This window comes from Dialister hominis (assembly GCF_007164725.1).
In the GTDB taxonomy this organism is placed as follows: domain Bacteria; phylum Bacillota; class Negativicutes; order Veillonellales; family Dialisteraceae; genus Dialister; species Dialister hominis.
The window spans coordinates 483432-509873 of record NZ_AP019697.1 but is presented as its reverse complement, the minus strand read 5'-3'; the positions used below and the strand labels follow the sequence as shown (position 1 = coordinate 509873).

General features: G+C 49.6%; 27 protein-coding genes and 1 other annotated feature. Of the genes, 10 read left to right on the top strand and 17 right to left on the bottom strand.

From position 1 onward, the window contains the following. The 10 genes from Dia5BBH33_RS02365 to Dia5BBH33_RS02325 form a co-directional block, all read right to left on the bottom strand. Complete coding sequence (locus tag Dia5BBH33_RS02365; protein ID WP_022383130.1) at positions 1 to 723, bottom strand: amino acid ABC transporter permease; 723 nt, start codon at positions 721 to 723, stop codon at positions 1 to 3. Positions 724 to 732: 9 nt separating this feature from the next. Continuing rightward, positions 733 to 1428 (bottom strand): amino acid ABC transporter permease, encoded by a 696-nt coding sequence (locus tag Dia5BBH33_RS02360; protein ID WP_022383131.1) that lies wholly within the window; start codon positions 1426 to 1428, stop codon positions 733 to 735. A 36-nt stretch (positions 1429 to 1464) separates the two neighbouring features. Then, positions 1465 to 2340, bottom strand: a complete 876-nt coding sequence (locus Dia5BBH33_RS02355; protein ID WP_022383132.1) for a transporter substrate-binding domain-containing protein — start codon at positions 2338 to 2340, stop codon at positions 1465 to 1467. A gap of 25 nt (positions 2341 to 2365) precedes the next feature. After that, positions 2366 to 3388: a uroporphyrinogen decarboxylase family protein gene (locus Dia5BBH33_RS02350; protein WP_108849965.1), complete on the bottom strand. Its 1023-nt coding sequence runs from the start codon at positions 3386 to 3388 to the stop codon at positions 2366 to 2368. A 108-nt stretch (positions 3389 to 3496) separates the two neighbouring features. Beyond that, positions 3497 to 3728, bottom strand: a binding site (T-box leader). 12 nt (positions 3729 to 3740) lie between these two features. Continuing rightward, positions 3741 to 3863, bottom strand: coding sequence for a hypothetical protein (locus Dia5BBH33_RS11370; protein ID WP_022383134.1), 123 nt, complete (start codon positions 3861 to 3863; stop codon positions 3741 to 3743). Positions 3864 to 4211: 348 nt separating this feature from the next. Further along, a complete protein-coding gene (gene menC / locus Dia5BBH33_RS02345; RefSeq protein ID WP_108849967.1) occupies positions 4212 to 5324 on the bottom strand; it encodes an o-succinylbenzoate synthase in 1113 nt (370 codons plus the stop codon). 77 nt (positions 5325 to 5401) lie between these two features. Then, positions 5402 to 6562, bottom strand: coding sequence for a M20 family metallopeptidase (locus tag Dia5BBH33_RS02340; protein WP_022383136.1), 1161 nt, complete (start codon positions 6560 to 6562; stop codon positions 5402 to 5404). Between the two features lie 73 nt (positions 6563 to 6635). Beyond that, positions 6636 to 7751: an o-succinylbenzoate synthase gene (menC, locus tag Dia5BBH33_RS02335; protein ID WP_108849968.1), complete on the bottom strand. Its 1116-nt coding sequence runs from the start codon at positions 7749 to 7751 to the stop codon at positions 6636 to 6638. A 73-nt stretch (positions 7752 to 7824) separates the two neighbouring features. After that, positions 7825 to 9081, bottom strand: a complete 1257-nt coding sequence (locus Dia5BBH33_RS02330; protein WP_022383138.1) for an MFS transporter — start codon at positions 9079 to 9081, stop codon at positions 7825 to 7827. A 394-nt stretch (positions 9082 to 9475) separates the two neighbouring features. Then, positions 9476 to 10717 (bottom strand): MFS transporter, encoded by a 1242-nt coding sequence (locus Dia5BBH33_RS02325; RefSeq protein WP_022383139.1) that lies wholly within the window; start codon positions 10715 to 10717, stop codon positions 9476 to 9478. A gap of 185 nt (positions 10718 to 10902) precedes the next feature. Here Dia5BBH33_RS02325 and Dia5BBH33_RS02320 point away from each other — a divergent pair, with 185 nt between their 5' ends. Together Dia5BBH33_RS02320 and Dia5BBH33_RS02315 are read left to right on the top strand one after the other, a co-directional pair. Beyond that, entirely contained in the window at positions 10903 to 11193 is a 291-nt protein-coding gene (locus Dia5BBH33_RS02320; protein ID WP_143332302.1) for a hypothetical protein, read from the top strand. 60 nt (positions 11194 to 11253) lie between these two features. After that, positions 11254 to 12303, top strand: a complete 1050-nt coding sequence (locus tag Dia5BBH33_RS02315) for a winged helix-turn-helix domain-containing protein (protein WP_143332301.1) — start codon at positions 11254 to 11256, stop codon at positions 12301 to 12303. A gap of 49 nt (positions 12304 to 12352) precedes the next feature. Here the strand turns inward: Dia5BBH33_RS02315 and Dia5BBH33_RS02310 are convergent, their stop codons facing one another. Further along, entirely contained in the window at positions 12353 to 13144 is a 792-nt protein-coding gene (locus Dia5BBH33_RS02310) for a hypothetical protein (protein WP_022383141.1), read from the bottom strand. Positions 13145 to 13210: 66 nt separating this feature from the next. After that, complete coding sequence (locus Dia5BBH33_RS02305) at positions 13211 to 14290, bottom strand: PsbP-related protein (protein ID WP_022383142.1); 1080 nt, start codon at positions 14288 to 14290, stop codon at positions 13211 to 13213. Between the two features lie 133 nt (positions 14291 to 14423). Here Dia5BBH33_RS02305 and Dia5BBH33_RS02300 point away from each other — a divergent pair, with 133 nt between their 5' ends. Further along, on the top strand, positions 14424 to 14852 hold the full coding sequence (locus Dia5BBH33_RS02300; RefSeq protein ID WP_022383143.1) for a universal stress protein: 429 nt from the start codon (positions 14424 to 14426) through the stop codon (positions 14850 to 14852). A 160-nt stretch (positions 14853 to 15012) separates the two neighbouring features. Here the strand turns inward: Dia5BBH33_RS02300 and Dia5BBH33_RS02295 are convergent, their stop codons facing one another. The 3 genes from Dia5BBH33_RS02295 to Dia5BBH33_RS02285 form a co-directional block, all read right to left on the bottom strand. Continuing rightward, positions 15013 to 16590: an IS1182 family transposase gene (locus Dia5BBH33_RS02295; protein WP_143332110.1), complete on the bottom strand. Its 1578-nt coding sequence runs from the start codon at positions 16588 to 16590 to the stop codon at positions 15013 to 15015. 92 nt (positions 16591 to 16682) lie between these two features. Continuing rightward, a complete protein-coding gene (gene truA, locus Dia5BBH33_RS02290) occupies positions 16683 to 17423 on the bottom strand; it encodes a tRNA pseudouridine(38-40) synthase TruA (RefSeq protein ID WP_108849971.1) in 741 nt (246 codons plus the stop codon). Continuing rightward, positions 17420 to 17722 carry a hypothetical protein gene (locus Dia5BBH33_RS02285; RefSeq protein WP_108849972.1) on the bottom strand — a complete coding sequence of 101 codons (303 nt, stop codon included), beginning with the start codon at positions 17720 to 17722 and terminating at the stop codon, positions 17420 to 17422. Before Dia5BBH33_RS02285 ends, truA begins: the two co-directional genes overlap by 4 nt. 196 nt (positions 17723 to 17918) lie before the next feature. Here Dia5BBH33_RS02285 and Dia5BBH33_RS02280 point away from each other — a divergent pair, with 196 nt between their 5' ends. The 3 genes from Dia5BBH33_RS02280 to Dia5BBH33_RS02270 all read left to right on the top strand — a co-directional run bounded on the left by Dia5BBH33_RS02280 (position 17919) and on the right by Dia5BBH33_RS02270 (position 20495). Next, positions 17919 to 18302, top strand: coding sequence for a hypothetical protein (locus Dia5BBH33_RS02280; protein ID WP_022383145.1), 384 nt, complete (start codon positions 17919 to 17921; stop codon positions 18300 to 18302). Beyond that, positions 18302 to 19582: a M18 family aminopeptidase gene (locus tag Dia5BBH33_RS02275; protein WP_108849973.1), complete on the top strand. Its 1281-nt coding sequence runs from the start codon at positions 18302 to 18304 to the stop codon at positions 19580 to 19582. Before Dia5BBH33_RS02280 ends, Dia5BBH33_RS02275 begins: the two co-directional genes overlap by 1 nt. Positions 19583 to 19694: 112 nt before the next feature. Continuing rightward, positions 19695 to 20495 (top strand): carbon-nitrogen family hydrolase, encoded by an 801-nt coding sequence (locus tag Dia5BBH33_RS02270; RefSeq protein ID WP_022383147.1) that lies wholly within the window; start codon positions 19695 to 19697, stop codon positions 20493 to 20495. A gap of 70 nt (positions 20496 to 20565) precedes the next feature. Here Dia5BBH33_RS02270 and Dia5BBH33_RS02265 read toward each other — a convergent pair whose 3' ends face one another. Further along, positions 20566 to 21087 carry a transporter gene (locus Dia5BBH33_RS02265; protein ID WP_143332300.1) on the bottom strand — a complete coding sequence of 174 codons (522 nt, stop codon included), beginning with the start codon at positions 21085 to 21087 and terminating at the stop codon, positions 20566 to 20568. Positions 21088 to 21624: 537 nt separating this feature from the next. Here Dia5BBH33_RS02265 and panC point away from each other — a divergent pair. From panC to Dia5BBH33_RS02245, 4 genes are all read left to right on the top strand, one after another. After that, a complete protein-coding gene (panC, locus tag Dia5BBH33_RS02260; RefSeq protein WP_231939245.1) occupies positions 21625 to 22482 on the top strand; it encodes a pantoate--beta-alanine ligase in 858 nt (285 codons plus the stop codon). Further along, positions 22482 to 22865: an aspartate 1-decarboxylase gene (gene panD / locus Dia5BBH33_RS02255; protein ID WP_022383150.1), complete on the top strand. Its 384-nt coding sequence runs from the start codon at positions 22482 to 22484 to the stop codon at positions 22863 to 22865. Before panC ends, panD begins: the two co-directional genes overlap by 1 nt. Positions 22866 to 22901: 36 nt before the next feature. Beyond that, the gene (locus tag Dia5BBH33_RS02250; protein WP_143332299.1) at positions 22902 to 23861 is read left to right on the top strand and encodes a bile acid:sodium symporter family protein; all 960 of its coding nucleotides are present in this window, start codon (positions 22902 to 22904) and stop codon (positions 23859 to 23861) included. A 71-nt stretch (positions 23862 to 23932) separates the two neighbouring features. Next, entirely contained in the window at positions 23933 to 24934 is a 1002-nt protein-coding gene (locus Dia5BBH33_RS02245) for an alpha/beta hydrolase (protein WP_143332298.1), read from the top strand. A gap of 136 nt (positions 24935 to 25070) precedes the next feature. Here the strand turns inward: Dia5BBH33_RS02245 and Dia5BBH33_RS02240 are convergent, their stop codons facing one another. Continuing rightward, on the bottom strand, positions 25071 to 26411 hold the full coding sequence (locus tag Dia5BBH33_RS02240) for an ISL3 family transposase (RefSeq protein WP_143332297.1): 1341 nt from the start codon (positions 26409 to 26411) through the stop codon (positions 25071 to 25073). Positions 26412 to 26442: the final 31 nt, after the last annotated feature.

Below are 26442 nucleotides of genomic sequence, written 5' to 3'. Positions count from 1 at the left end.
TTAGCCCTCCTGTCCTGCTGCGCGGTAGAGTCCGGCGCGTTTTTCGAAAATCTTGTAAACAACCTGAACGATGGTGCAGATTGCGATATAAAGGATGAATACTTCCAGGTATGCCTCGATGTAATTGTAGCCGAAGGCCGCCTGAATCTTTGCGGCTGCCATGATGTCCTTGATTCCCATGAAGAAGGCGAGCGACGTGCCTTTGATCAGGTTGACCGTGAGATTGCAGAGGTTGGGAAGCGCAGATGTCAGAGCCTGCGGCACGACGACATGGATCCATGTCTGAAACCTTGAAAGCCCGATCGTAAGTCCTGCTTCCATCTGCCCTTCCGGCACCGCCAGCATGGCCGAGCGGAAGATTTCCGAAAGAAGAGCCGTCGTATTGATCGTGAAAACCGTCACTGCATACCAGAGCGGATTGATGTCATGGAATACGTCGATGGGAAGCCCCAGCGCTTTGACGATGGAATTCAGGATGCTCGGCATGAGCGCATACACGAGAAGCACCTGCAGGACGAGCGGCGTTCCGCGGATAAAGGAAATGTAGAGCATGATGAGCTTTTCTGCCTTTCCTTTTCCGCCTCCACGCACTCTCTTCTCCGCCATCAGAAAAGCCGGCACAAGAGAGAGGATGAGCGTTGCCGCTGTGATGAAAATCGTCACGGGAATGGCTTTGATGAGGAAGGGCAGCGCCTCTTCCATGAATGACAGATCCAGTTCCATACTTGCCTCCTATTCTCTGTGTGACAGCCGTTTTTCGGCGAAAAGAAATGTCCTTTCAAGAAGGATATTCACCATCCAGTAAATCAGCATGCACGCTGCATAAAGCTCTATGCCGTACGCGCCGTAGTTTTGGGAAATGATAAGATTCGTCCTGCCCAGGAGATCGATGAGCCCGATCGTATAAGCCAGGGCGCTTTCTTTCAGAAGATTGATGACCGAATTTCCAAAATTCGGAAGAGCGATGACGGCTGCCTGCGGCATCACGACCGTCAGGAATGCTTTCCAAGGAGAAAGACCGATGGTAACCGCCGCCTCATACTGCCCCTTGGGGACAGCGAGGTAAGCGGAGCGGAACACTTCCGATACGAAGCCTCCGAAGAGAAGCGTGAACGTGATGATGACGAAAATCGCACGCGACAGATTATCGAGATCGATTCCCAGCGCATCCCTTGCAAAGACCGGCAGTCCGTAGAAAACGATGAAAAGAAGGACGATGGACGGCGTACAGCGGATGATGTACGTGTATCCTTCCGCCAGAGATGACAGGATCCTATTTCCTGAAAGCCTGGCCCATGCGAGCAGAAGCCCGAAGGCTGATCCGGTCACGACGCTGATCAGGCCGACCATAAGCGTCACCTCAAGGTATGGCAGTAAAGCAGGTATGGATGTCAGTATGACATCCGGGCTGAATGGCCTCGTATCCATGGGTATCCCTCCTTATTCAATCGTTCCATTCCATTCTTATTTCTGATCCAGAAGCGGGCTGATTTCCTCACCGAAGTACTGCTTCTCAAGCTCGGCAATCTTGCCTTCCTTCTTCAGTTCGCCAAGCGCCTGATTGATCTGTCTGGCCAGTTCCTTGTCGTTCTTGTTGACAAGGACATATGTCGGAAGCGCTTTGTAGCGGATATATGTCAGCTTGTTCTTGTAATCCTTGTACGGCGCATCCGGTGCGGTCACATTTTTCTTGTAAGCCAGCTCGATGGAAAGGTATCCGTCATAGCGTCCTTCAAGCACCCAGCTGTACGCATCAGCGACCTGGAAGTTTTCAGACGCTTCCAGATTGATCGGGGAATCCGGATGAGCAGTATTGAAATCCTTGATGACCTGGTACTGCGCATTCTGCGGAGCAATCGGCACAAGCTTCTTGCCTGCCTTGGCGAAATCTTCCAGGGAGTGGATCTTATCCGCATCCTCGCTTCTGATCGTTACGCCGATGACGCTGGCAGCAATGTTGTTTTCCGGGAAAATGTATTTCTTTTCGCGGGCCGGTGTCTTCCAGATCCCCTTCGTTCCTGCATCGTACTTGCCGGATTCGACGCCGATCAGAAGATCATCATCAGATGTCGGCACATACTGGAATTCATACCGCGGCAGCTTCTTTGCCACTTCCTTCATGACAGCGACTTCCATGCCGTCCGACTGATTCTTGTCATCCACATAGTCGTATGGGAAATAGTGCGCCGTGTGCGCGATCTTCACGATTTTCTTTCCATTGGACGATACAGCAGCAGATGCTCCCTTGTCTGCCTTTTCACCGCCGCATCCTGCAAGCCCTCCCGCGATTCCCACGATGCCTGCCAGAATGAGTGCTTTCCATAATTTTCCCGTCTTCATAGTTGTTCTCCTTTTCCTTTACTCTTTATGCCTTGTGTTCCTTCACGTACTTGTCTGCTTCATCCCTGATCCATTCCAGATGACGGATATCCGTATCTCTTGGAATCGTGCAGTCAGCACCAAGGAGAACCCCCTTCGTCCCGCTTTCATCAAGAAGTCTTCTGACTTCGCTTCTGATTTCTTCTTCGCTTCCCTTGTAGATCAGATCATTTTCAGTCTGTCCGAATCCTCCGATGACGGCCCTTCCGCCAAAGAGTTTCTTTTCCTTTCCAAGCGTAATCCCTTCGACGTGGTTGGCCACATTGACTGCCAGGAACGGGTAATCCTTGTACCATTCCAGATGGTTCCTGAAGCCATGGTAGCCGCAGATGTGAAGAATATTGCTTCCGCCTGCCTCATTGGCCGCTTCCAGGATTTTCAGCTCGTAAGGAGCGATGTACTTCCTGTATTCTTCTTCCGTGATTCCATCAGGGCTCACGTTGTTGACGGAAAGGTAAATCCCGTCCACTCCTGCTTCGCTGATAAGAGCCTTTGCAAGCTCTGCATAATCAGTGGAAATGATGTCCATTGCCTTTGTGAGCGTTTCCGGCTCTTCCCTCACCCATGCGCCAAGGTCGATCGGGCTTCCGGCTGTCTGCTGCATGAATTCGATCGTCCTTGGGACGGCGAACACATTGTAGAAGAGAGGGACTTCACTGCCGTACTTCTTTTGGAGAAGCTTTGCATAAGCGATCTGACTTTCAAACCAGACAGATGATTTTCCAAGCGGCTTGATTTCTGAAAGCGCTTTTCTGCTGGTCAATGGTTTCTGGAGGATTTCTGCCGGATAGCTGAAGAAGCCGTCCGTCATGATTTTGATCATATCCGGGGAGAACGCCTGATAGAAATCTTCCTGTCCCTGAATGACTTCATCCGTAAGCTCTGGATGAAGGAATGCATCGGCTCCGGTTTCGTCCTTCAGGAAATGGTGCCAGAATCCCAGGGCCATGCGGCCGGTTTCCTGGTTGTGGAATGCTGCTGTAATCAAATCTCTTTTGCTCTGCTTCATAAGTAATGCCTCCTGTTTTAAATGATCATCGTTAACTGTCTCCTGCTTTCCTGCAATGTCTACATCGCTTCATTTCTTTTTCCCTCCTGTATACAAAAAATCCCCGTCCGAAGGGACGAGGATTCGTGGTTCCACCCTATTTTGCCTGCGGTCTCCCGCAAGGCCTCATGAAGTACTATCATACTCCGTGCGCTGTAAGGGGCGCCGCCCCGGAGACCTACTCTCATTTCGGCCGTCCCGCTCAGGAATGCAATTCAGTCATCTTATCTGTATCCGCTTTCACTATCCGGACTCGCTTTGCCATATTCAGAAGACTTACTCTTTCCTTCATCGCAGTTATTATGGGCAAGAATTAATGTTCAATGCCGTTTCTGTAAAACTTATGGAATGCCGGAGCGGAAATTCCGATGAAAAGCAGGCAGCCTGCGACTCTCCATGTCAAGTTGTCGATTTCTCTGGCTATCATTTTTCCCATCGTCTTTCGCTCCTTTTCTGTATTTTTTTAAATCAAAAAGCTCCCGCCCCTGTAAAGGGACGAGAGCCATAGCTTCGTGTTTCCACCCGATTTCATGCACCTGTCGCCAAATGCACCTTAGAAGGTTCTATCAAACCCTGACTCTGTATCGGGAGTTCCCGGAAGGACCTACTATCATTTCAGCCCGTCAAACTCAGAAATGCACTTCAGCTTCCTATCCATATCCGCTCTCACTATCCGGACTCGCTTTGCTGTCTTCAGACGCTTACTCTTTTCTTCATCGTTTCGTTGTGTGTACTTTACCACGATTCGAAATGCGTGTCAACAAGATTTTTGTAAAATTTTCGTTTATTTGAAAATCCAGTGGCCTGCTTCCATCTTGTCGATCTGCTTTTCATCGACATCGTAATGGATTCCGTTTTCCTCATCCGGCACGATGATCGTGCAGCGGTCAGTGATGTCTACCATCGGGTTTGTCACATCTTCGTCGAAGTAGCGGCTCGCAGCTGCCACATCATGCGCCAGTTCCGTAAATCCCGGAAGGCTTGCAAAGGAAACATTCTGCGCGCGGCCGATGCCGAGCTCTGTCATGCCGCCGCACCATACAGGAATATGATGGGCAACGCAGAGGTCATGGATGCGCTTTCCTTCATAGACACCGCCGCAGCGGCTGGATTTGATATTGATGACCTTGCAGCTGCCAAGACGGATTGCCACTTCTGCCGCTTCGTAGGAAACGATGCTTTCATCGAGGCAGACCGGTGTCTCGATAGCTTTCTGGAGCGTGGCATGGTCGACGATATCTTCTTCTCCGAGCGGCTGTTCAATGTACTGGAGATGGTATTCATCCATGGCGCGGAAGAGGTCGATATCCTTAAGCGTGTAGGCGGAATTGGCATCGACGGTAAGCGTGATATCCCCGAATTCCTTCCTGATGGCCTTGACGACTTCAATGTCGCGGCCCGGATGGATTTTGATCTTCGTTCTGTGATAGCCAAGTTCTAAGTAATGTTCAATTTCCTTGAAAAGGACGTTGATATCCTTTTCAATGCCAAGGGAGACGCCGACCTTGATTTCCTTCTGCGTGCCGCCAAGGAGCGTCTTCAGGGACTTTCCTGTACGCTGGACCATGAGTTCCCAGAGAGCGTTTTCGACAGCTGCTTTGGCAAGGCGGTTTCCCTTGATGTAGTCGAACTGTTTCATGAAAGCTTCCGGGCTTTCCACTTCCGTATGAAGGATGCCCGGGATGATGATGTCGCTCAGGATATGAAGCACGGTGCCGTTGTCTTCCGGATTGTAGAAAGGCCCGTAGAAAGCCTTGCATTCACCCCAGCCGACAAGGCCTTCGGAATATACTTTGACAAGCAGTGCGTCCCTGTTTTCAAACTTGGTGAAGCTTGTCTGGAACGGATGCTTGAACGGATTCAAAACGCGGATAATATCTACGCGGTCAATTCTCATAATGTCCTCCTGTCCTCCATGGCAGAAAGCCGCCAGCATCGAAGCGGGCGGCCTGCCGTATTAAGATGATCTTCAAATTATTTTTCGTTCAGCTTGAGAAGAATGCCTGCCATCTGCTTAGCGCGGCGGAAGAGGCTGTCCACATCGGCCCATTCTTCGACCGTATGGTTTCTGGAGCCTTCAACGCCTGTGCCGCAGAGTGTCGGAACACCGGCAGCTTCCGTGTAGGCTGCATCACTGCCGCCTCCGCAGAGTTTCGGGCCCGGAACAGGGAATCCGCTTTCTTCTGCGACTTCCTGTGCAATCTTCAGAAGTTCAAGGTTGCCCGGGAGCTGCGGCATGACAGCAAAGCCTACGCTGTCATAGAGCTTTGTCGTGACATCAGGCACATACTGTTTGGCGCAGACTTCCTCGACCTTCTTTCTGAGGATGGGGAGATCTTCAGGATGGACGTAGCGGAAATCGCATTCCACCTTGCAGTGAGCCGGAGCCGCATTGGCTACCGTGCCGCCTTCGATTGTGCCGACATTGACATTGTACTGTTTGGAGTAGTCGGTCAGGTTCTCGATTTCAATGATCTTGTGAGCCATTTCAAGGATAGCGCTTCTGCCGTTCTGCGGATCATTCCCTACATGGCAGCCGCGGCCGAAGGTTTCAATGAAGAAACGCCAGCAGCCTTTTCTCTGGACGACCAGGGCATGATCCGGGAAGCCTGTTTCAAAGTTGAATGCGCACTTGGCGCCTTTGGATTCCTTCTCGATGACTTCCGGCGCATTGGAGAATACGTGGGCCGGTTCTTCATCGGCAACAAGGATGACTTTGCACGGGAAATCATCAAATCCGGCTGCATGGAGCGCTTCCAGAGTGGAGAGCAGGATGCAGACGCCGCCCTTCATATCAAGAACGCCCGGGCCGTATGCCTTGCCGTCTTTAATGGTGAACGGACGCTTTTCAGGTTCGCCTTTGAAGAATACCGTATCCATGTGACCCATGAGGATCGTGTATGGTTTGGACAGGTCGCCGCGTTCGCCGATGATCGTGTCGCCGCATTTTTCATAGGATACGCGGCGGATGGAGAATCCCAGCTTTTCAAGGATTCCTGCGCAGAGATTGCCCATCTCCATGCCGCCTTCCTTGACACCGATGCCGGAATCGATGGTCACCATCTGTTTCCACAAATCGACCATGTCGTCCTTATGCGCGTCAATCCATTCGTATGCTTTATCTCTTGTCGTCATAACCTTTCCTCCGTTTCAAAAATGACAGCAGGAAACGCGGACGGCTTCCCCTCCGCGCTCCTTCCTTATTTGATTATTTTGTGAATTCCCACTTTTCAAGAGTATGTTTTTCAACGACTTCCTGATTCAGTTCAAAGCCGGTGCCCGGAAGCTGCGGCAGATGAATCATGGCATGATCGTCAATGAATGTGGACGGGGTTACGATATCATCCGCATAGTAGCGGTCGCTTCCCGGGATATCATTCGGATAGCGGTAGTACGGGAGGGTGGCAACAGCCATGTTGTGGCCCCTTGCGACGCCGTCGTCGACCATGCCGCCGCACCAGGAATAAACGCCCTTTTCACCGGCGAATTTTTGGATTCTTCTGGCTTCGGTCAATCCGCCCACGCGGGCTACTTTGATGTTGATGATCTTGCAGCTGCCAAGCTCGATGGCTCTTCTGGCATCATCGACACTGTCAATGCTTTCATCCAGGCAGATCGGTGTCTTGATGGCAGCCTGCAGGTGGCGGTGATCCACGATATCATCGGATGCCAGAGGCTGCTCAATCATGAGAAGGCCCAGTTCATCCATTTCCTTGAAGAGGTCGATATCAGCGAGCGTATATGCGGAATTGGCATCAACCATGAGCATGATGTCTCCGTATTCTTTTCTGACAGCTCTCATGTAATTGATATCATAGCCCGGTTTGATTTTGCATTTGACACGGCGGTAGCCCTGCTTCATGTACTTTTCAATCGTAGCAAGAAGCTTGTCAGGTGTATCTTCAATGCCCAAGGAAACGCCGGCTTCGACAGAATCCTTGACGCCGCCGAGAGCTTTGTATTCAGGAATGCCGAGTTCCTTGGAGTACAGTTCCCAGAGAGCGCAGTCGACAGAAGCGCGCGCCATGCGGTTTCTGCGGATCCAGGATGTATGATCGAAGAACCATTCAGGGTCCTTGAAATCACCTGCATCAAAGAGAGCCGGAATCAGGTATTCTTTGATAATGAAGAGAGCGCCCATTGTCGTTTCTTCATTGTACCAGGGGCGCATGAATGCCGAGCAGGCACCATATCCCACATTGCCATCGCTGTCATGCAGTTCGACGATGGAGAAATCCTTTGTCGTATTCAGTCCGAAGCTGGTGCGGAAAGGCACCTTGAAATCAAGACTCATTCTGCGGACAACTACTTTAGAAATTTTCATACTTTTTCCTCCTTAACTTCCATTCTACAATCATTGAACTATACTGCAAGGGAAAGCGGAAAATCCGCTCCGTTTATTCTTCACTGCCCTCACCCAGGTCAAGCATCGCTTCTTTTCTCTTCGGAATGAGGAATGCGCTCAGAGCGCAGACGGAAGCAGCACCGATCAGGTAGTAGAAAACAGCGTTGAAGGAACCATTAAATACAGAAACAAGATATCCCATGACGACCGGGGAAATGAAGCCTGCTACCTGGCCGCCCATGTTGACGATCATCGTAGCCGAGCCTGCAATATTTCCGGTAACGATCTTAAGGACGATAGCAACGGCAGAGCCTAAGATGCATGCCTTGAAGAAGTACACACCGCACTGGAATACGACGACCCAGAAAAGGGTTTCTGCATTGTACATGAGGTACAGGAAGACAGCGGTCATGACAGCGCAGATGCCGATCATGTACTGTTCTACCCTGTCAAAATACTTGTTCATGATCCAGCCGCAGACAGCGGTGGAAAGGAAAGATGCCATGAACGGGATCGGGGTTACATAGCCGACAGCTTTCAGATTGATGCCGCGTTCCGCGATGAGGTACGTCGGCATCCAGGCATCGAGGCCTTTATTGATGCAGGAAATGCAGAATGCGCAGACGACGAGTTTCCAGATGATGGAGAAATGGAGAAGCTTTAAGAAATATTCCTTCTTGCTTCCCTTCTTGGCGCCGGCTTTTTCTTCTTCTGCCGGTTTTACCTGCTTGACGAAAAATGCATAGAAAAATGCATAGAAAAATACATAAACAAGGCCGATGCAGCCTAATGCCTGGAACATGCCTCTCCATCCGAACCAGAGGATGAGCGGCACGATGATGATCGGAGCAATGGCGCTGCCGATATAGTTCGAAGACAGGACGCCTGTGGCAAATGCAGGACGAAGTTCACGCGGGAAGTATTCTGCAATGCCGCGGTAGCAGGCACCGGCATACGGGCCTTCGCAGAGGCCGAATACGAAACGCAGGAAAAGGAGTCCTGCAAGAGAGGAAGCATGGCCGGTCATGAAGGTGAAAATAGACCACAAGGTGAGCGCAATCAGAATGACTGACTTCGACCCGAACTTGTCGGCCATCCAGCCGCCAGGCAGCTGCATGATCGAGTAGCCGATGAAGAATGCACTGATGACGACGCCCATCTGCGTGGGCGCAAGGGTGAAATCCTTCGAAATCGAAGGAAGTGCGAGCCCGATAGCGGATCTGTCTATGTAAGAAATACAGAACCCTACATAGAGAAAGAAGAACACTACGTACCTGTTTTCACTTTGAAACTTTTTAAGCCAACCCATAGAAACACTCCTTTTCCTTACCCCTTTTCCTAAAGAAAAACCTACAAAAAAAGCCATGCCAGCATAAAAGATCTGCAGCATGGGCCCCATTACCCGTGAGCCGGTTCTTCCTGAACCGATGTTATGAAATTGTCGTCTCACTTAAGCTAATCATAAGTAAAAGACAATGTCCTTAACAGACTTTTATTGTGTCCCAAATAGGAAACTTTTCTCGGAGACTATCGAGCATTTCTTTTCGGCATATCGATTGAATCGATGTCAGTCTATGCAGTTGACTTAAAGACAGCGCCTTTCGCCTGTCCCTTATTTCCAATAAAGCCTCGTGGCAGCAAAGCCTTACGGAAAATTAGAAGAGCTGCAAAAACGGGTATCATTTTCACAGCTCTTATGAAACTTATTCTTCGCTGCCTTCACCCAGATCAAGCATAGCTTCTTTTCTCTTGGGGATCAGGAGTGCGCTCACTGCGCAGAGCGCTGCAGCAGCAATCAGGTAATAGAATACGGCATTGAAGGAACCGTTGAATGCAGAAACAAGGTAGCCCATGATGACTGGCGAAATGAAGCCTGCCACCTGTCCACCCATGTTGACAAGCGTGGAAGCGGAACCTGCAATGGAACCGGTGACGATCTTAAGGACGATAGCAACAGCAGAACCTAAGATGCATGCCTTGAAGAAGTACACACCGCACTGGAATACGACGACCCAGAAAAGGGTTTCCGCATTGTACATCAGGTAGAGGAAAATCGCGGTCATGACAGCGCAGATGGCAATCATGTACTGTTCCTTCTTATCAAAATACTTGTTCATAAGCCAGCCGCAGCCTGCCGTTGACAGGAAGGATGCCATGAACGGGATCGGCGTTACATAACCGACGGCTTTCAGGTTGATGCCGCGTTCTGCGATGAGGTATGTCGGCATCCAGGCATCGAGGCCTTTATTGATGCAGGATACGCAGAATGCGCAGAGGACAAGTTTCCAGATGATAGAGAACTTCATCAGGTGCAGGAAGTACTTTGTCTTGTTTTCTTTCTTGCCTGCTTTGACTTCTTCTGCCGGCTTTGTCTGTTTGACACAAAAAGCATAGAAAAATACATAAACGAGGCCGATGCAGCCTAATGCCTGGAACATGCCTCTCCATCCGAACCAGAGGATGAGCGGTACGATGATGATCGGTGCAATGGCGCTTCCAATGTAGTTCGAGGAAAGGATGCCTGTCGTAAATGCAGGACGAAGCTCACGCGGGAAGTATTCAGCAATCGCTCTGTAGCAGGAACCGGCATATGGACCTTCGCAGAGACCGAATACGAAGCGCAGGAAGAGCAGTCCTGCAAGCGTCGATGCATGGCCGGTCGTGAAGGTGAAGATGGACCAGAGTGTCAATGCAATGCAGATGACCGTCTTGGAACCGAAATGGTCAGCCAGCCAGCCGCCAGGAATCTGCATGATGGAATAGCCGATGAAGAATGCGCTGATGACGACGCCCATCTGCGTGGGCGCAAGGGCGAAGTCCTTCGAAATCGAAGGAAGCGCGAGCCCGATGGCGGACCTGTCTATATAGGATATACAGAACCCTATATAGAGGAAGAAGAATACCACGTACTTGTTTTCACTTTGATACTTTTTCAACCAACTCATAGATGACCTCCTACACTCCCAAACCTACTAAAAAAACCATGCAAAAAATACGGATGCATGGACTTCTTTGCCCGTGAGCTGATTTCTGACGAACCAGTTATTTACTTTTACCTCACTTATGAATAGCATAAGGAAAAGAACATGTCCTTAATAGACCTTTATTCTGACCAAAAAGGAAGTGCGCCATGCGTATCGGAATCGTAGTCCCTGCAGAAATCATTGATGAAATCATCACCTTCCTTTCCGGAGAATTTCCGGAAATCGAAGCCGTCCCATTTCCTTATCATTCCATTGTGGAAATCCCGGATCTCCTCTCCGGCCGCCAGAACAGCGTCGAGACCTTCCTCTTTCTGGGAGACACGGCCCGCCGCTATGCGGAAAAAGCCGTGCCGCATGTGACAGAATGGCTGACCATCCCGCGTTCCTCTGCCTCGCTTCTGCGCCTTTTCTACCGGGCGCGTGACAAGGGATATTAACAGCGAAGAGCTCCCAAGCCTCAGAATCTTTTCTACCGGGCGCGTGACAAGGGATATCCCATGCGGATTGCGACCGATCTTGACCGGAGGGATTTCTTCGACCTTGCCTTCAAGGAAATCGGGATGAGTGAAAACGACTTTTCCCTCGAAATCCTTCCGATCCTTGCTTACAATGAAGGCCTCCTCATCAAGAATGCAGCCGCCATGGAAAAGCTCTACCGGATGGGTAAAGTCTCATACTGCATCACCCTCTTCTACAAGGTCCGCGACATCCTTGACTCCAAGGGCATTCCCGTCTACATCCTCCAGCCATCCTTCGATGATATCCGGAACGGGCTGCAGCGCCTTGTCCTCACCCACGAATCCATGCTGGACCGCGGCAACAGGCTTGCTGTCATAGCCATCCACATCGACGCGCTCAAGGAATCCATTCCCAATAACAATGACTACCGCCTTTCGATGGAAAAGCTGCAGGTTTCGCGTGAAATCCACCGCTTTGCCCATTTCCTGGATGCCGCCTGCATCGAGCAGCCGCCTTCCGGGTACTTCCTTTTCACGACCCCTGCCCTCATCGAGAATGCGACAAACCATTACCACCACTTCTCGCTTCTTTCCAACGTCGCTGAAACGACCGCCTTCACCCTTTCGATCGGGATCGGATACGGCGAAACGGCAGCCGAAGCCAAGTACAATGCGCTGCAGGGCATGGAACACTCCTCAGCTTCCGGCGGAAATCGCGCCTACATCATCGGGAAGGAGCTCTTCTCCCGCGTCCCCATGTCAAAAAACGGGCAGGCCTCGCAGGAAAAGAAGGAACATCCCATCGATGAGCAGTTCCTCTACCTCTCTAAGAAATCCGGCGTCAGCGTGAGGATCATCGCCGACCTTTACCACGCCTGCCGCGATACAGGCCGCCAGCGCTTCACTGCCTCCGAGCTTGCCGACCTGACAAGCGTCACGCCGCGCACGATCAACCGCATCCTTGCCAAGCTCATCGATCATCACCTCGCCCAGGACGTCGGCCGCCGCTTCACGGATAAGACAGGCCGTCCCAGCCGCATCATAGAAATCCAGTTCGAATCAAAGAAACACGATAAAAACAAGAAATAAGAAAAAGCTCTGCCGGGCCATTGCCTGCAGAGCTTTTCCATTTCTCGTTTTATTCTTCAGATTCTTCTGTGTTTTCTTCCGGCGGACCGTTGATGATACGGGAAAGGATGAGTCCTGCCATTTCCGGATCGTCAAGCTTGACGGCTTCCGGATGTTCTTCTCCCTTTTCATAGTAAAGAAGAAGTCCCTTGGCAAGTTCGGCATGATCGAGATCTTCGATCTCCAGAGTGAACTTTCCTTTCTTTCCGCGGTATCCGATACGCTCGGTCGTGATCCAGAGCACGCCCGGTCCGTTTTCCTTCCAGCCCTTCGGGGATTCCCCAACCATCGGGCCGCCCGTCTTATAGAAAGTGCCCTTGGCAATGACGCCGCCAGAGAGCTTTTCTGCGCCGCTTTCTTCCTTCATCAGCTTGGCCGGGCCTGCGAAGTGAAGGTCCTCGCCCTCCCTGTAATCCACATTGGCAAATTCAGGATCCACCTTCGGAAGAAGGCCCTTTTCCTGGATCTTGTAGATTGCATTGCAGCGTTTGGAAATCGTCGTGTACTTGTACTTCTGGTCTTCCTTCAGCATGTAGCAGGTATCGATGAGATCCTTGTAGAGGTCATACTCGTCATCATCCAGGTACCCGTTCTGGAAAAGCTCCTCGAAGGCTTTGTCACAAGCAAGCGCCTGTGCACTGGCGAGCTGCTTGTTGCTGAGGTCATGCTCGCGGGCATAATCGATCAGTTCTTCCAGGAGATCTGCATCGATTTCACCTTCGACAGCCGCATCAGCCAGTTTCTGGGCATATCCATCAATAAATTCCTGTTTTTTATTGCTTCCAAAAAGATTAAATAACAAAACCGCACCTCCGTCATACTCATTTCCTCTATTATAAAGGAGCTTTTATAAAAAGGAAATCACCTGTTACAGCGTAATGGATGCTGTCGACTTTTCAACGATTCCTGCTGCATAATCGGCATCTTCCTTTCCATACGTATAGTCGAAGCAGATGGAATTCTTGTCCTTTGCAAAATACCAGGCAGACGTATGGTCATCATCGATATCATAATCGACCCTGACTGCATCCCCTGCTTTCATCTGTACGAAATCCATCGTGAGATGTTTGGCTTCCTTCATGGCAGGATCGAGGGAAAGATATCCCTTAAGGCCATCAAGGACTCCCTTCTTCTGCTGTTCCGTGAGGCCTGAAAGACTTTCCGGCCAGAAAGAAAGTGCGCTTCTCTTCGAAGATTTCACAACCATAACACCCGTCAAAAGTCTTCCATTCGTTCCAAGAAGGATATGGTCCGGATTGATGCCTCCGGAAGCTCCCACCTTCACATCGACAGGAAGGTCGTATGCATACTTCGTCGTGCGGACCGGCTCTGTCCTCCATACAGTGAAGAAGCTGACACTCTTCAGGATTTCATCGATTTCATTCTGATTATTCTTGTAATCCGTATCCTTCATGGTGAAACTCATCATGTACGTCGCAGAATTTGTGAGGATGAAATCATTAACACTGATGAACGGTTTCCCGTCATGCTCGCCGCGGACGGCAAACTGGAGCGTGTCATAGCCGCCGGCCTTCACCATCTTCTTGTCCATGATCTTCACGTCCTTGGAGCCCTTAGCCATCTGGTCCGGTATTTCCTCGACCTGCTTCACCTCTTCCTTCAGGCGGCTGTCGGAAATTCCTGCCTTTCTTCCCTGCATCAGGACCATCAGACCCATATTGTAATCCGTAAGATGTGCCTGGTACATGTACGGCTTGTTTCCTGCATCTTCCGTATAAGCGGCCGGAAGATCGAACTCCATGCCGAATGCTTCATTCTTGTAATGTCCGTTGACTGCCGGATAGGAAGGTTCCCTCGTTTCGACAGCCGGCCCATTCCCGTCAGCGGGAGCTGCATCTTCTGCAGAAACCGCCGGGAGTGATGCAAATCCGACAAGCGATGCCAGAAGAAGAGCTCCCAGCAGTTTCTTTCCTGATTTTAATTTCATATGTTCTCCTTTTTTCGGAAAATCAGAAAGAATATTCAAATCTTTAACCTCAATCCCTGTTTCAGAATAAGTCTCATGGTATAATGATATAAGAGAGCGGCATATTTACTTTTTTAACCCGGAGGTGTTTTGAATGGAATTCAAGAAAATCCTTGTCCCCGTTGATGGCTCTGAAACTGCCGAAAAAGCTTTCAAAGTCGGTCTTGATATGGCAATCAAGCACAATGCGGAACTCTTCCTTCTCTACGTAGCTGACATGAACGACGCTGCCTATCCTGTCCTGCAGGTCACACTCGATGAAAACGGCTTCATTTCCATGAGAAAGAAAGCAGAAGAAGTCTTAAGCAATCTGAAAGCGCAGATTCCGGTAGGCACCAGACTGACTGCACTCGTCAAGATCGGCGATCCGGGCCGTGTCATCACTTCCCTTGCCGAAGACAACAACATCGACATGATCATCATGGGAAGCCGCGGCAGAGGCGCCATTTCCTCCTTCATCATGGGAAGCGTCAGCCAGTATGTTTTAGGCCACGTAAAATGCCCCGTCATGGTTATCAGATAAATTAGAAGTTTTTAAAAGGGGCTGTGACAAAATGGTTAATCATTTTGTTGCAGCCTCTTTTTTGCGTCTTTATTTCATCATTTTTAGCTCTGCTGTAAGCCTTTTACGTAAAAATGCGCGTAAGCCCCCTTACCCCCATAAGACTTTTAATTATATTGTCTTAGGCGGCAATCCTTATACGCATTATTTTTGTGATGTATTTCCTTAAATTATAGCCAAGTGCTACCAGGTATAACTCGGCTTTTACAGAATCTATCCCTTTTCTGACGATTCTTTTGTACCATCTGTCATGTTTCATGATTCCAAAAGTTCCTTCAGCCTGGATTGACCGGTTCATTCTTAGCAGGGCTCCATGGATGCTTTCCAGATTATCCTGAACCTCCTGGTACATGTTATTCCGTTCTCTGCTCAATGAGATTCTTTTGTTCTTCGGGGTCTTTTTACATTGCTCTGCCAGCGGGCATCCTTGGCAGTCTTCGCATTCAAATACTTCCTCCTGCCTGCCGTATAAGTTCCCTCTGACCAGATGTCTATAGATAAATTTGAAAGCCCTGTCATTTGGACAACGGATGGTTCCATTCTCATCAACTCTAAAGTTTATTGGCCGAAACGGATTGGTATGGTATTTCTTGTCTTTCGTTTCTTTCTTGTACATGGGGAATTTCATATACTTTTCCATACCGTGCTGCTCGCAATAGATGTAATTGTTGAAAGATCCATATCCTGCATCTGCCACAGGATACTTAGGATAAGCCCCATAGACTTCGTGGAATTCCTCCATCAGCGGTACGAAGCAATCCATATCTGAACGATACTGGTTAACATCAATTACGGCAATAAATTCATCGGCAACACCTATTTGGACATTGTATGCAGGCAGAAGCTGATCATTTCCCATGTAGTCCGACTTGATTCGCATGAATGTTGCATCCGTATCGGTCTTCGAATAACTGTTTCTGGAAGTACCGCATATCTGTATCTTCTCAACATATTCTTCAAGTTTTGATGTATATGCCTTAAGCTGCTCATACTTGCGTTGATGATCGGACTTGCGATGCCCGCTTCCATGAACAAAGGCCGTCTCATCAATCTGCCAGATTTCTTTTAATTTATCCAATACCAGACGCAGATAGTCCGGAGCGTATTCTGTATTGATGTTTACACTCATATGGTCATACTTAAGATCATCATTGAGTAACTCAAAAAGGCTGGTAATCTTGGCAAAATGCTTGTAGCGGGATTTTTCAGCGGATTTCTTCCATACCCAGCTGTATTTATTTGCGTTCGCTTCAAACTTGGAACCGTCAATATATATATGCTGCAAATCCACGTTGAGTTTGCCGCAGAGTTCTTTCGTAATTGAATAAAAGATATCCTTGAGAGAATACTTAAGAAAGCCCTTCACGAAATGACAGAATGTCCGATAGGATGGGGCTTCATAATTCATCAGGTACATATATCTGATATTAACCCTGCAATTATCTTCAAGTTTTCTAAAAGAGCAATATCCTTCTTCTGCGAAACCATAGATGATCGTTTTCAGCATGTTGACGGGATTATACCTGGGTCTGCCAGCGCCACGCGTCGGTATGTAACGAAGGTACTTTTTAAGATCGATTTCCTCCATAAATCTGTCATACATTAAAACAGGATCATCGACATTGAGAATCTCAGAGGGAAACATTGGCAAAATGCCTTGTTCTGCGGTAAAATGATTGCTAGTGTTGTTATTTTTCATTGTAAAAAATTATAACACGAAAGGCTCTGCCCCGGACCAAATGATCCGGGGCAGAGCCTTTTTTGTTGGGATGAATTTTGTCACATCCCCTTTTAATCGTAAAATACGCGAAGGAGTGTGAGTCCTGCGGCCGGGGCCGTGAAGCCGGCCTCTGCACGGACTTTCCCTTCAAGGACTGTGGCAAGATCATCAGCGCTTCTCTTACCCTCGCCGATTTCCACGAGCGTCCCTGTCATGATGCGGATCATATTCTGAAGGAAGCCGTCTCCCGTATAGTCGATGCGAAGCTCCCCTTCTTCTTCCGTCAGGCGGATTTCCTCGACCGTCCTGACCGCACTCTTCTTCATATGGCGGTTGCTGGTAAAAGAAGTGAAATCATGTGTCCCTTCCAGAATGCGGGCCGCCTTTCTCATCGCTTCCACATCGAGCGGCTTTCCAAGCTGCCACACGTACCGTCTCTCGAATACATTCTTGAGACTTCCGATGCGGATGCGGTAGCGGTACCGTTTCCCCGAGGAAGAAAAGCGCGCATGGAAATTCTCCGCTGCTTCCTTCAAAGACATGATGCCGATATCATCAGGAAGAGCACGGTTCAATTCATCCATCAGCTTATCGGCCGGTACTTGGAATGGCAGGCGGAAATTGGCACACTGCCCCTTGGCATGTACGCCCGCATCCGTTCTACCGGCCCCATTCACCTGGCAGACCTCCCCTGTCACCTGAAGAAGCGCATCCTCGATCTTTCCCTGAATGGTTTCCTTCGTGCGGGTCTGTTTCTGCCATCCTTCATAGCGCGTCCCGTCATAGGACACGATCATTGCATAGTTTGTCATATATATTCCTTTCCGGAGCCACATGCCCCGCTATATTCATTATATACGGAAAAGGCCTCTGAAAAAAGAAAAAGTGACTCAAAGCCAATGAATAATTTTGAGAAAACCAGCAAATCCCCTTTAAAACCCCTCCTGCCATTGACAAGAAGAACCCGCCTCCATTCCAGATCAAAGACTGGCTGAACCGGAAACAGCAGTAAAACAAAAAGGACCCATGGAAAAAGGAAACCCTCCTCAGGCTTAGGACACGAGAATTTCCTGGGAATGAAGATTTCTTCCTGCTTCACGGCCTGCAGCATGGTCTTGAAATGATCCTCCAATCGTTTAGCTGCATAAGCTTCAGTTTCTTATGCCTCGAATTTCAAGAAAATTGACTCTTAACCAATAGTTTCTTCTTTCATTTCTCATTTTTATGATATAATGGAAAAGGTTATACACCGAATAGTATCCACTTCAAGGGACAGTATCCCCGTTTTTGAAAGAGAGTGATTTTTAATGAAAAAAATGCTGATGACTCTGGCTGCCGCTGCTGCCATTGCCGCAGGAACACTGACCGTCTCCGCTGAAAGTTACTGGAAGTACAACGACACGACGACGATCGATCTTGATGAAACAAGCCTGAAGAAAACAACGAACGGCCATGAAATCCTGAATTTCGTAGCTATTCAGACGATTCCGGACGGCACCTGCACCTATACATACGCTTATGACCGTACAGCAGGCACCATTCAGGTCGTTGAGATGGAAAAGGAAACGAAGACGCTGCACTACACCAGCAACTTCACACCAACTTCCGTCAACTCCACCAATCCGGTCGTCAAAGCCCGCGCTGAAATGGCTGAAGCTGTTTATCAGAGAAAAGTCAACCATAAGAAATAATGGAACCTTTAAATACGCCTGATGACATGAGCCGCGACCTGCTCCATTTCATCGCCAAGTCCCCTTCTGTCTTCCATGCCGTCCGCGGTGTGAAAGCTGCGCTTGCTTACGCGGGTTTTACTGAGCTGCGCGAAGAAGATACATGGCAGATTGAAAAGGGCGGGAAATACGTGGTCACCAGGGACGGCAGTGCGCTCGTTGCTTTTGCCGTGCCTGAAAATGGCGGAGAGTTCTTCCGCATCGCCGCAGCTCACTGCGATTCCCCTACGTTCAAGATCAAGGAAAATCCTGAAATCAAGGACGGCCCTTATGTCCGTCTGAATGTGGAAGGCTATGGCGGCATGATCATGAGCACTTGGATGGACCGCCCGCTTTCCGTAGCAGGCCGCCTGATTACAAGGGAAAACGGCCATCTGGCCCAGAAGCTCGTCGCTGTCGACGGCACGATGCTTGTCATCCCTTCCGTTGCGATCCACATGGACTGCCAGGTGAACCAGAACAAGTCCTGGAATGTGCAGAAGGATCTTCTTCCCCTCTATGGTCTGTCTTCCGGCAAGACGCCTTTCATGGATGTCATTGCCGCATCAGCCAAAGTAAAAGCAGAAGATATCCTCGCTCATGACCTTTATCTTTACAGCCGCGTGCCCGGCACGATCTGGGGCGAAGAACGTGAATTCGTTTCCTCTCCCAAGCTCGACGACCTGCAGTGCGCTTTTGCCGCTTTCCGCGGGTTCACCCTCGGAAAGAAGGAAGAAGCCATTTCCGTCTATGCCCTCTTTGATAATGAAGAAGTGGGAAGCCAGACAGCTCAGGGCGCCGGTTCGACATTCCTTTACAATGTCCTGATGCGCCTTGCTTCTTCGCTGGGCCTTTCCTATGATGAGACGATGGCCGCCATTGCCAGAAGCTTCATGATTTCTGCCGACAATGCGCATGCTGTCCATCCGAATCATCCGGAATACGCTGATCCTGTGAACCGCCCCGTCATCAACGGAGGTATCGTCGTCAAGTTCAGCGCCCGCCAGAGTTATGCTACCAATGCATTCTCCGCCGCTTACTTCAGAAATCTCTGCGAAGAGAATCATATCCCGACGCAGACCTTCACGAACAGGAGCGATAATCCCGGAGGATCGACGCTTGGCAACATTTCCAACACGAAAGTGGCTATGCCGACCGTGGATATCGGCCTTGCACAGCTGGCTATGCACTCTTCCTACGAGACAGCCGGCGTCAAGGATACCGCTTACCTGGTTGACGCATGCACCGCATTCTTTGCATAAAGTTCGTAAAATTAAAGACCGCAGCCCTTGCCGCGGTCTTTTTATCATGCAGGAATGCTATAATATAGATAAGATTTAGTTTCCCTTGCATTTCATCTGAAAAGGAGGATATATGAAACTTAGAATCGGACTGCTGCAGATGCATGTCGAGCTGGGAAAGCCCGACGTCAATTACGCTCACGCTCTGGAGCTCATGGAAAAGGCCATGAAGCACGAACCGGACATCCTTGTGCTCCCTGAGACATGGAATGTCGGCTTCTTTCCCGCGGAGCATTTGGACGAACTTGCTGACAAGAACGGAGAAAGAACGCAGGAAATGCTCTCCACGTTCGCAAAAAACAACAATGTCAATATCGTCGGAGGAACGGTCGCTGCCAAGATCGGGAATGATATCCTGAACCGCTCCTATGTTTTCAACCGCGAAGGGAAGATTGCAGAAACTTTTGATAAGATCCACGGCTTTTCCCTCTCCGGTGAACCTGGCTATTTCCGTATGGGAGACCACCTCGCCCACTTCAATCTGGACGGTGTCGCCTGCTCCATGGCTGTCTGCTACGACATCCGCTTCCCGGAACTGATCAGAAGGGAAGCTCTGATGGGCGTCGACCTCTTCTTCGTCCCCGCCGCATGGCCAAAGATCAGGAACACCCACTGGGTACGCCTCAATCAGGCAAGAGCCATTGAAAACCAGTTCTACCTCGCCGCTGTCAATCAGGCCGGCCGCTCGGGCGGACTGGAATATGCAGGAAATTCCCTCCTCCTCGATCCATGGGGCGAAGAAATCTGCCGCCTCGAAGATGAAGAGGAAATCGCTTTCGGCCGCATCGATACGGACGTCATTCAGGAAGTCCGTTCACAGATCAATGTATTCCGCGACAGAAGACCGGACATCGACAAAATCACTGCCGAATAATTTCCGCTATATAAAAAAATAAAAAAAGACTGCACGCAATCTGCTGCATGCAGTCTTTTTTTTATGGCTCTTAGAAGTGATAGTTGAGGCCGACGCCAAGGCCGCCTTCGTTCTTGACATCATCTCTGTCATAGTAGGTGTAGTTGACATCCACATCAAACGATGTCGGTACGAGATCGAGCTGGAGTCCTGCTTTGTATTCGCGTTCTTCGCTGGATACTTTGAGGCCTGCATAAGCATCGACTGGTCCTAAGACGTTTGCGCGTCCTTCAACAAGTCCGAAAAGCTTTGCATCTCTGTCATAATAGTTTCTGTTGCCTGCGCCGATATAGAGGTGGCCGATTTTGTACTTCGCATACACATCCGTTTCATTGCCTGCATGGTTCCAGTGCCGGTATTCCGCGCCCACGACTACTTTCGAGATCGGTTTGATTTCAATATGAGCACTATGGATGCCGTCTTTGGCTGCATTGTAGCCATAGCCGACTTCCGTGTCCATGATATCTACGCCTGGTACAAGGGCATGCGCTGTGCCTGTCCCAAGGAATACCGCTGCCAGCACTGCTGCCGCTGTAATTGCCAATTTCTTCATGAGGACTCCTCCTTCCGCCTAGGTTTTCCTTTATACATTTATTATATACTATCTGTAGTATATAATAAATTGGAAAATGGCATATTTTTGAATTCAAGGACTTTATTTTATAATGCATCTCCCAATTTGTCAAATTGCTTTTTTGACCTTGACAAGTCATTCCTCATGGGGTATCCTTTTCCCGAAAGACATGGGCCATGCACCTCCATTCAAGGGCATCTTTACAGAGTCTTATGAAAGGAAAGAATGACCAGCGCTTATGGAACTGGAAATTTCCACCCGCATGATATCAGCTGAATCATAGCGGAGCATGGAAACAAGAGATCCGCGCGTGCCTTGCTTAAAATTCATATCGCTTGGATTGTAATGACCGAGACGAATGCATAGTTCAGAATAGCTGGCATCCTTCGGGGAATGCTTTTTTATTTCCCATATCCTGATCCCCATTTAGGGCGCATTCTGTTTTGGAATGCGCTCTTTTTCGTTCCCGCTCGTTGCAGAAAAGCCTTCAGGAGTTTCTCCGGAAAGGATGCTGTAATGATGATTATCTGCCATGAAATTGGCGAACTGAAAGATTTCGTCCGCCGCTGTAAAAAAGAAGGAAAATCCATCGGACTCGTAACGACCATGGGCGCTCTCCATGAGGGACACGCTTCCCTCATCCGTGCCGCCAGAAAGGAAAACGACATCGTCATCACGACCGTCTTCGTCAATCCGACCCAGTTCGGCCCGAATGAAGACTATGACGCCTACCCCAGGAGGCTTGAAAAGGACAGTGCGCTTGCTGAAGCATGCGGAGCCGACCTTCTTTTTGCACCGGCTCCTTCTGCCATGTATCCGCACGAAGAGATGACCTGGGTCGAAGTCACCGGCCACGTGACGATGATCCTCTGCGGCCGCACGCGCCCGATCCATTTCAGGGGCGTCGCAACGGTCTGCGCCAAGTTCTTCAACCTGACCGAATGCGACCGCGCTTACTACGGCCTCAAGGATGCGCAGCAGACACAGGTCCTCCAGCGCATGGTCAAAGATCTTTTCATGAATGTGGAACTCCGCCTGATGCCGATCGTACGCGAGGAAGACGGCCTTGCCAAGAGCTCCAGGAACGTTTACCTCTCGCAGGAAGAAAGAAAGGCAGCTCTCGTCCTTTCAAGAAGCCTTGCCCACGCCAAAGAAGCTTTCCAGAAGGGCGAAAGAAACAAGGATGCCCTCCTGACTATCGTTAAAAATGAAATCGAAGAAGAGCCGATGAGCGACATCAATTACGTGGAAATGTATGAAATGCCCGGCCTTGCAGAGCTTCCTGAAACGATTGAAGGAAATGCCCTCCTTGCTGTCGCTGTCCGCTTCGGCAAGACAAGACTCATCGATAACGTAATCCTGGAGGCAGAATAATGACTTATACAATGATGCATGGAAAAATCCACCGCGCAACCGTCACGGAAGCCAATCTTGAATACATGGGAAGCATCACGATCGATGCTGACCTTCTCGATGCTGCAGGCATCCTTCCCGGCGAACGCGTGCAGATCTGCAACAACAATAACGGCGCGCGCCTTGAGACGTATACCATTGCCGGAAAAAGAGGAAGCGGCGTCATCTGCCTGAACGGTGCTGCGGCACGCATGGCTGCCGTCGGCGATATCGTCATCATCATCGCTTATGCCGGCATGGATGAAAAAGAAGCCAGAGGCTTTGTCCCGAAAGTCGTCATGGTCGATGGCGAAAATCATATCCTTCGCGAAAGAGGCACGGAAAAGGAAAGAGAAACCGTCTGATTCCTTTTTCTGTTTTCCCCGTAAAGGAGTGATTCCATGCTTGAAAAACTCGTTCATTTCTGCACCAGGTACATGGCTGCCGGCGTCATCCTTGCAGGCGTATGCGGCATCATATGGCCTTCCCTCATGAAGCCTTTTGCCCGTTATATCCCTATTTTCCTAGGTGTCATCATGTTCGGAATGGGCATGAGCCTTACGCCCCGCGACTTCAAGAACGTCTTCGATCATCCGAAGAACATTGCTCTCGGCACGCTCTTCCAGTTCATCTTCATGCCGGCGCTTGCCTTCGCGCTCGTTAAGCTCTTTGCTCTCCCGCCGGCGATTGCCATCGGCGTCATCCTCGTCGGATGCTGCCCGGGCGGCACGGCTTCCAATGTCATTTCCTACATTGCACGCGCCGATGTAGCGCTCTCTGTTTCCATGACAATGGTCAATACGATCCTCGCCCCCTTCGTGACACCCTTCCTGATCTGGGTCACCGCCGGCGCATGGGTCGATATCAGCTTCACATCCATGATGATTTCCATCATAGAAATGGTGCTTCTGCCCCTTCTTTCAGGCGTCCTTCTCAATATTTTCTTCCCGAAGGCCGTCTCGAAAGTCACGAAGATCACGCCGATGCTCTCTGCTCTCGTCATCATCTTCACCGTAGGATGCGTCGTATCCCTTTCCGGCCGTACGATTCTTGACAGCGGCCTCATCATCCTCTGCGTCGTCATCCTCCACAACCTTGGCGGCATGACACTCGGATACCTTGCGGCTAAGAAAGCAGGCATGACAAAAGCGCAGGTACGCGCGATGTCGATCGAGGTCGGCATGCAGAATTCCGGCCTTGCCTCCACGCTTGCCCTCATGTACTTCACGGCGGCCGGCGGCATCGCAGGTGCTATCTTCTCCGTATGGCACAACATTTCCGGATCCCTCTTCGCTTCCTGGTGTGCAGGAAAGGATGAAGAGGAGGAAATGGCTCCCGCCGCTGAGACAAGATCCATTTAATTTTCTTGACTTCAAGCTGACTCTAAGGTCTATGATAATTACAGTTAGTTTGAAGAAAGAAGGAAACTATCATGAATCAGAAAATTCTCCGCCTGGCTGCTGCAGGCCTTCTCGGAATGATCCTTTGTGGCAGCAGCCTTCCCGCTTATGCTGCGCCGGCATGGACGCTCCCCTCTGAGGGCGTCCAGATGGAAAATACTGCCAAGCAGGCCTACATTTACAAGGAAATGTACGGACGCTTCCATCCTGCAGCCTCTTCTGCCAAGCCTGCTGTCTTCGAAGCTCCGGACGGATGGACTTACACCAGATATTCTCAGGACGGACTTGTCCTGGAAGAGCTGACAAACCCAGAAGGCTCAGGAAACCGCACCGTCCTTCAGCTTCATGGAGGCGGCTATATAGGTCCTCTTCACAATGGGTACCGGAATCAGGGCGTCCGTCAGGCTGTCCTTTCGAACGCGCGCGATACGTACATGGTGAACTACCGGCTCGCGCCAAGACATACATATCCGGCCGCTCTTGATGATGCCATGACTGCATACCGGTTCATGCTGAAGAAGGGATACAAGCCGGAAAATATCATTGTCTTCGGAGACTCTGCCGGAGGCAATCTGGCACTCGCCCTCTCCGCAAAGCTGAAGGAAGAAAAGCTTCCCCAGCCAGCGCTTCTCATCCTTGATTCGCCATGGATGACGCTGGAGACAGAATCCCCTTCCCGGAAGGAGAGCGTGAAGAGGGATCTTGTCCTGGGTGAAATCAATCCGGGCATGTTCCACGAAATCAATCACCCCACCTATGCAAAAGGCATGAATCTCTCCGACCCGCACCTCTCACCTGTTTACGGCGATCTCACAGGATTCCCGCCCATGCTGATTCAGGCAGGCGGCTATGAGCTTTTCCTTGATGACGGCATGAAGCTGGCGAAGAAAGCCGCTGCTGACAATGTCAAAGTGACGCTCACTGTCTATCCCGGCATGTCGCATGACTTTGCGCTCTGCCTGCCGGAGCTTCAGGACAGCATCGATTCCTTTGCAGAAATCCGTGACTTCATCAACCTGAACATGAAACCGTGATTCCCATCACAGAAACAAAAGATGTGACCCTTCATTTTCGGTCACATCTTTTTTCATTGCCTCTTTCTAATTCCTTATCTGATTCCTTGACACAGGCGACTCTTTTTGGGATATGATATATACAAATTATGGCTCTTCACGGAAATTTGGGGGATGAATAATTTTTAGGTAAAGAATGGAATCGGATAAGGGTAAAGAAATAATCCATGTTTCGGTACCCATATCCGATTCTTTTTAGTACCTTGATCTTATTATTGAATCCTTCAAGCTTCCCCGTATTGATAGGATACAGGGCATGAGCAGCCAGTCCCTTGATTCGCTTCTGCTTTTGCCGGGCAAATTTCACCAATGCAGGAATCCCGCTCTCCAGTCCAGCCTGAATCCATTTTGTCCATCCGGCGAGAGCTTCTTCATAGTCAGTCAATGTGAACATACGAGTCATCTCCTTCTTCATGGCATAACAAATCGCCAAATCCCTATGCTCGCTCAGGATATCCAACAGATGAGTTTTCTGCCTTTCATTCAGGTGGTCGTCCTTCTTTAACAGTATCCATCGGGATTTCTTTAATTCGGTATAAAGCTTCCTTTCTTCATGGCTCTTTTCCCTGGCCATCTTCTGGAGCTCTGGATTATTAGTTTCTTTCGTATATTTCTTTAATGCTTCTGCTTCCTGCCTATGCTTTTGTGCTTCCTCCAGGCGCACGGCTCCCATAACATCACGCCCAAACTGTGCCTGCATATGGTACCGGTCATAAACGATGGGGACCTTCGGACAATATTTCTGGAACAGCCTGTTAAAGGATGCGTTCATATCCATGGCCACCGCTTTTAGCCTGGAAAGAAGCGAAAGGCCAATGCTCTTAAAGAAGTGCTCAAAATCTGCCATGGAGCGACCCAGGCCGGCCCACAAGATGAATCCCGTTTCCAAATCCATAACGCAGGTGGCATAGCGATGGCCCTTATGGATAGCGAACTCATCTACGGCTAAATACCGTGGGCGATAGTTACTTTTCTTCAGGCAGGTTTCAAAGGCAGCCAACGCCTTATCCATGATATGCTTTTGTATTTTCTGTATGGTACTCCAATGTACAGAGAGCATGGCCGAAATGGCAGAAATGGATGTATGACACTTAAGCAGATGGATAATCCACAAGGCCATATCCCAAGTAACGCGTGTGAAAGGGCATTGGCAGGGGATATCTTCCGTTATGGTCTCCCCGCAGGATGTGCAGCAAAATCTGTGCCCCGAGAACTCTATATACTTCTTTTGCTTAGGAAGATCTGGAAAATCCTTGATGAGTACAGAAAAAGCCCCATAACTATGCATACGGGAGTGACAGTGCGGACAAAAAAAATCTCTGGCAGTCCGTAGACTGGTAACTCGGGTATGGCAATGAGGATTTGGATGGTTAGTGATATTTTCTGTGCGATAATATTGACAATTAAAAGTGATTTCATTATGGTAATAAAAGAGCATTATTCGACCTCCGTGCGTAGTTTTAGGCAAC

Bases quoted from the DNA above. Each gene is read 5' to 3' on its own strand.
- Dia5BBH33_RS02365 (WP_022383130.1), bottom strand. From the start codon at position 723: ATGGAACTGGATCTGTCATTCATGGAAGAGGCGCTGCCCTTCCTCATC.
- Dia5BBH33_RS02360 (WP_022383131.1), bottom strand. From the start codon at position 1,428: ATGGATACGAGGCCATTCAGCCCGGATGTCATACTGACATCCATACCT.
- Dia5BBH33_RS02355 (WP_022383132.1), bottom strand. From the start codon at position 2,340: ATGAAGACGGGAAAATTATGGAAAGCACTCATTCTGGCAGGCATCGTG.
- Dia5BBH33_RS02350 (WP_108849965.1), bottom strand. From the start codon at position 3,388: ATGAAGCAGAGCAAAAGAGATTTGATTACAGCAGCATTCCACAACCAG.
- Dia5BBH33_RS11370 (WP_022383134.1), bottom strand. From the start codon at position 3,863: ATGGGAAAAATGATAGCCAGAGAAATCGACAACTTGACATGGAGAGTC.
- menC (WP_108849967.1), bottom strand. From the start codon at position 5,324: ATGAGAATTGACCGCGTAGATATTATCCGCGTTTTGAATCCGTTCAAG.
- Dia5BBH33_RS02340 (WP_022383136.1), bottom strand. From the start codon at position 6,562: ATGACGACAAGAGATAAAGCATACGAATGGATTGACGCGCATAAGGAC.
- menC (WP_108849968.1), bottom strand. From the start codon at position 7,751: ATGAAAATTTCTAAAGTAGTTGTCCGCAGAATGAGTCTTGATTTCAAG.
- Dia5BBH33_RS02330 (WP_022383138.1), bottom strand. From the start codon at position 9,081: ATGGGTTGGCTTAAAAAGTTTCAAAGTGAAAACAGGTACGTAGTGTTC.
- Dia5BBH33_RS02325 (WP_022383139.1), bottom strand. From the start codon at position 10,717: ATGAGTTGGTTGAAAAAGTATCAAAGTGAAAACAAGTACGTGGTATTC.
- Dia5BBH33_RS02320 (WP_143332302.1), top strand. From the start codon at position 10,903: ATGCGTATCGGAATCGTAGTCCCTGCAGAAATCATTGATGAAATCATC.
- Dia5BBH33_RS02315 (WP_143332301.1), top strand. From the start codon at position 11,254: ATGCGGATTGCGACCGATCTTGACCGGAGGGATTTCTTCGACCTTGCC.
- Dia5BBH33_RS02305 (WP_022383142.1), bottom strand. From the start codon at position 14,290: ATGAAATTAAAATCAGGAAAGAAACTGCTGGGAGCTCTTCTTCTGGCA.
- Dia5BBH33_RS02300 (WP_022383143.1), top strand. From the start codon at position 14,424: ATGGAATTCAAGAAAATCCTTGTCCCCGTTGATGGCTCTGAAACTGCC.
- Dia5BBH33_RS02295 (WP_143332110.1), bottom strand. From the start codon at position 16,590: ATGAAAAATAACAACACTAGCAATCATTTTACCGCAGAACAAGGCATT.
- truA (WP_108849971.1), bottom strand. From the start codon at position 17,423: ATGACAAACTATGCAATGATCGTGTCCTATGACGGGACGCGCTATGAA.
- Dia5BBH33_RS02285 (WP_108849972.1), bottom strand. From the start codon at position 17,722: ATGCTGCAGGCCGTGAAGCAGGAAGAAATCTTCATTCCCAGGAAATTC.
- Dia5BBH33_RS02280 (WP_022383145.1), top strand. From the start codon at position 17,919: ATGAAAAAAATGCTGATGACTCTGGCTGCCGCTGCTGCCATTGCCGCA.
- Dia5BBH33_RS02275 (WP_108849973.1), top strand. From the start codon at position 18,302: ATGGAACCTTTAAATACGCCTGATGACATGAGCCGCGACCTGCTCCAT.
- Dia5BBH33_RS02270 (WP_022383147.1), top strand. From the start codon at position 19,695: ATGAAACTTAGAATCGGACTGCTGCAGATGCATGTCGAGCTGGGAAAG.
- Dia5BBH33_RS02265 (WP_143332300.1), bottom strand. From the start codon at position 21,087: ATGAAGAAATTGGCAATTACAGCGGCAGCAGTGCTGGCAGCGGTATTC.
- panC (WP_231939245.1), top strand. From the start codon at position 21,625: ATGATGATTATCTGCCATGAAATTGGCGAACTGAAAGATTTCGTCCGC.
- panD (WP_022383150.1), top strand. From the start codon at position 22,482: ATGACTTATACAATGATGCATGGAAAAATCCACCGCGCAACCGTCACG.
- Dia5BBH33_RS02250 (WP_143332299.1), top strand. From the start codon at position 22,902: ATGCTTGAAAAACTCGTTCATTTCTGCACCAGGTACATGGCTGCCGGC.
- Dia5BBH33_RS02245 (WP_143332298.1), top strand. From the start codon at position 23,933: ATGAATCAGAAAATTCTCCGCCTGGCTGCTGCAGGCCTTCTCGGAATG.
- Dia5BBH33_RS02240 (WP_143332297.1), bottom strand. From the start codon at position 26,411: ATGCTCTTTTATTACCATAATGAAATCACTTTTAATTGTCAATATTAT.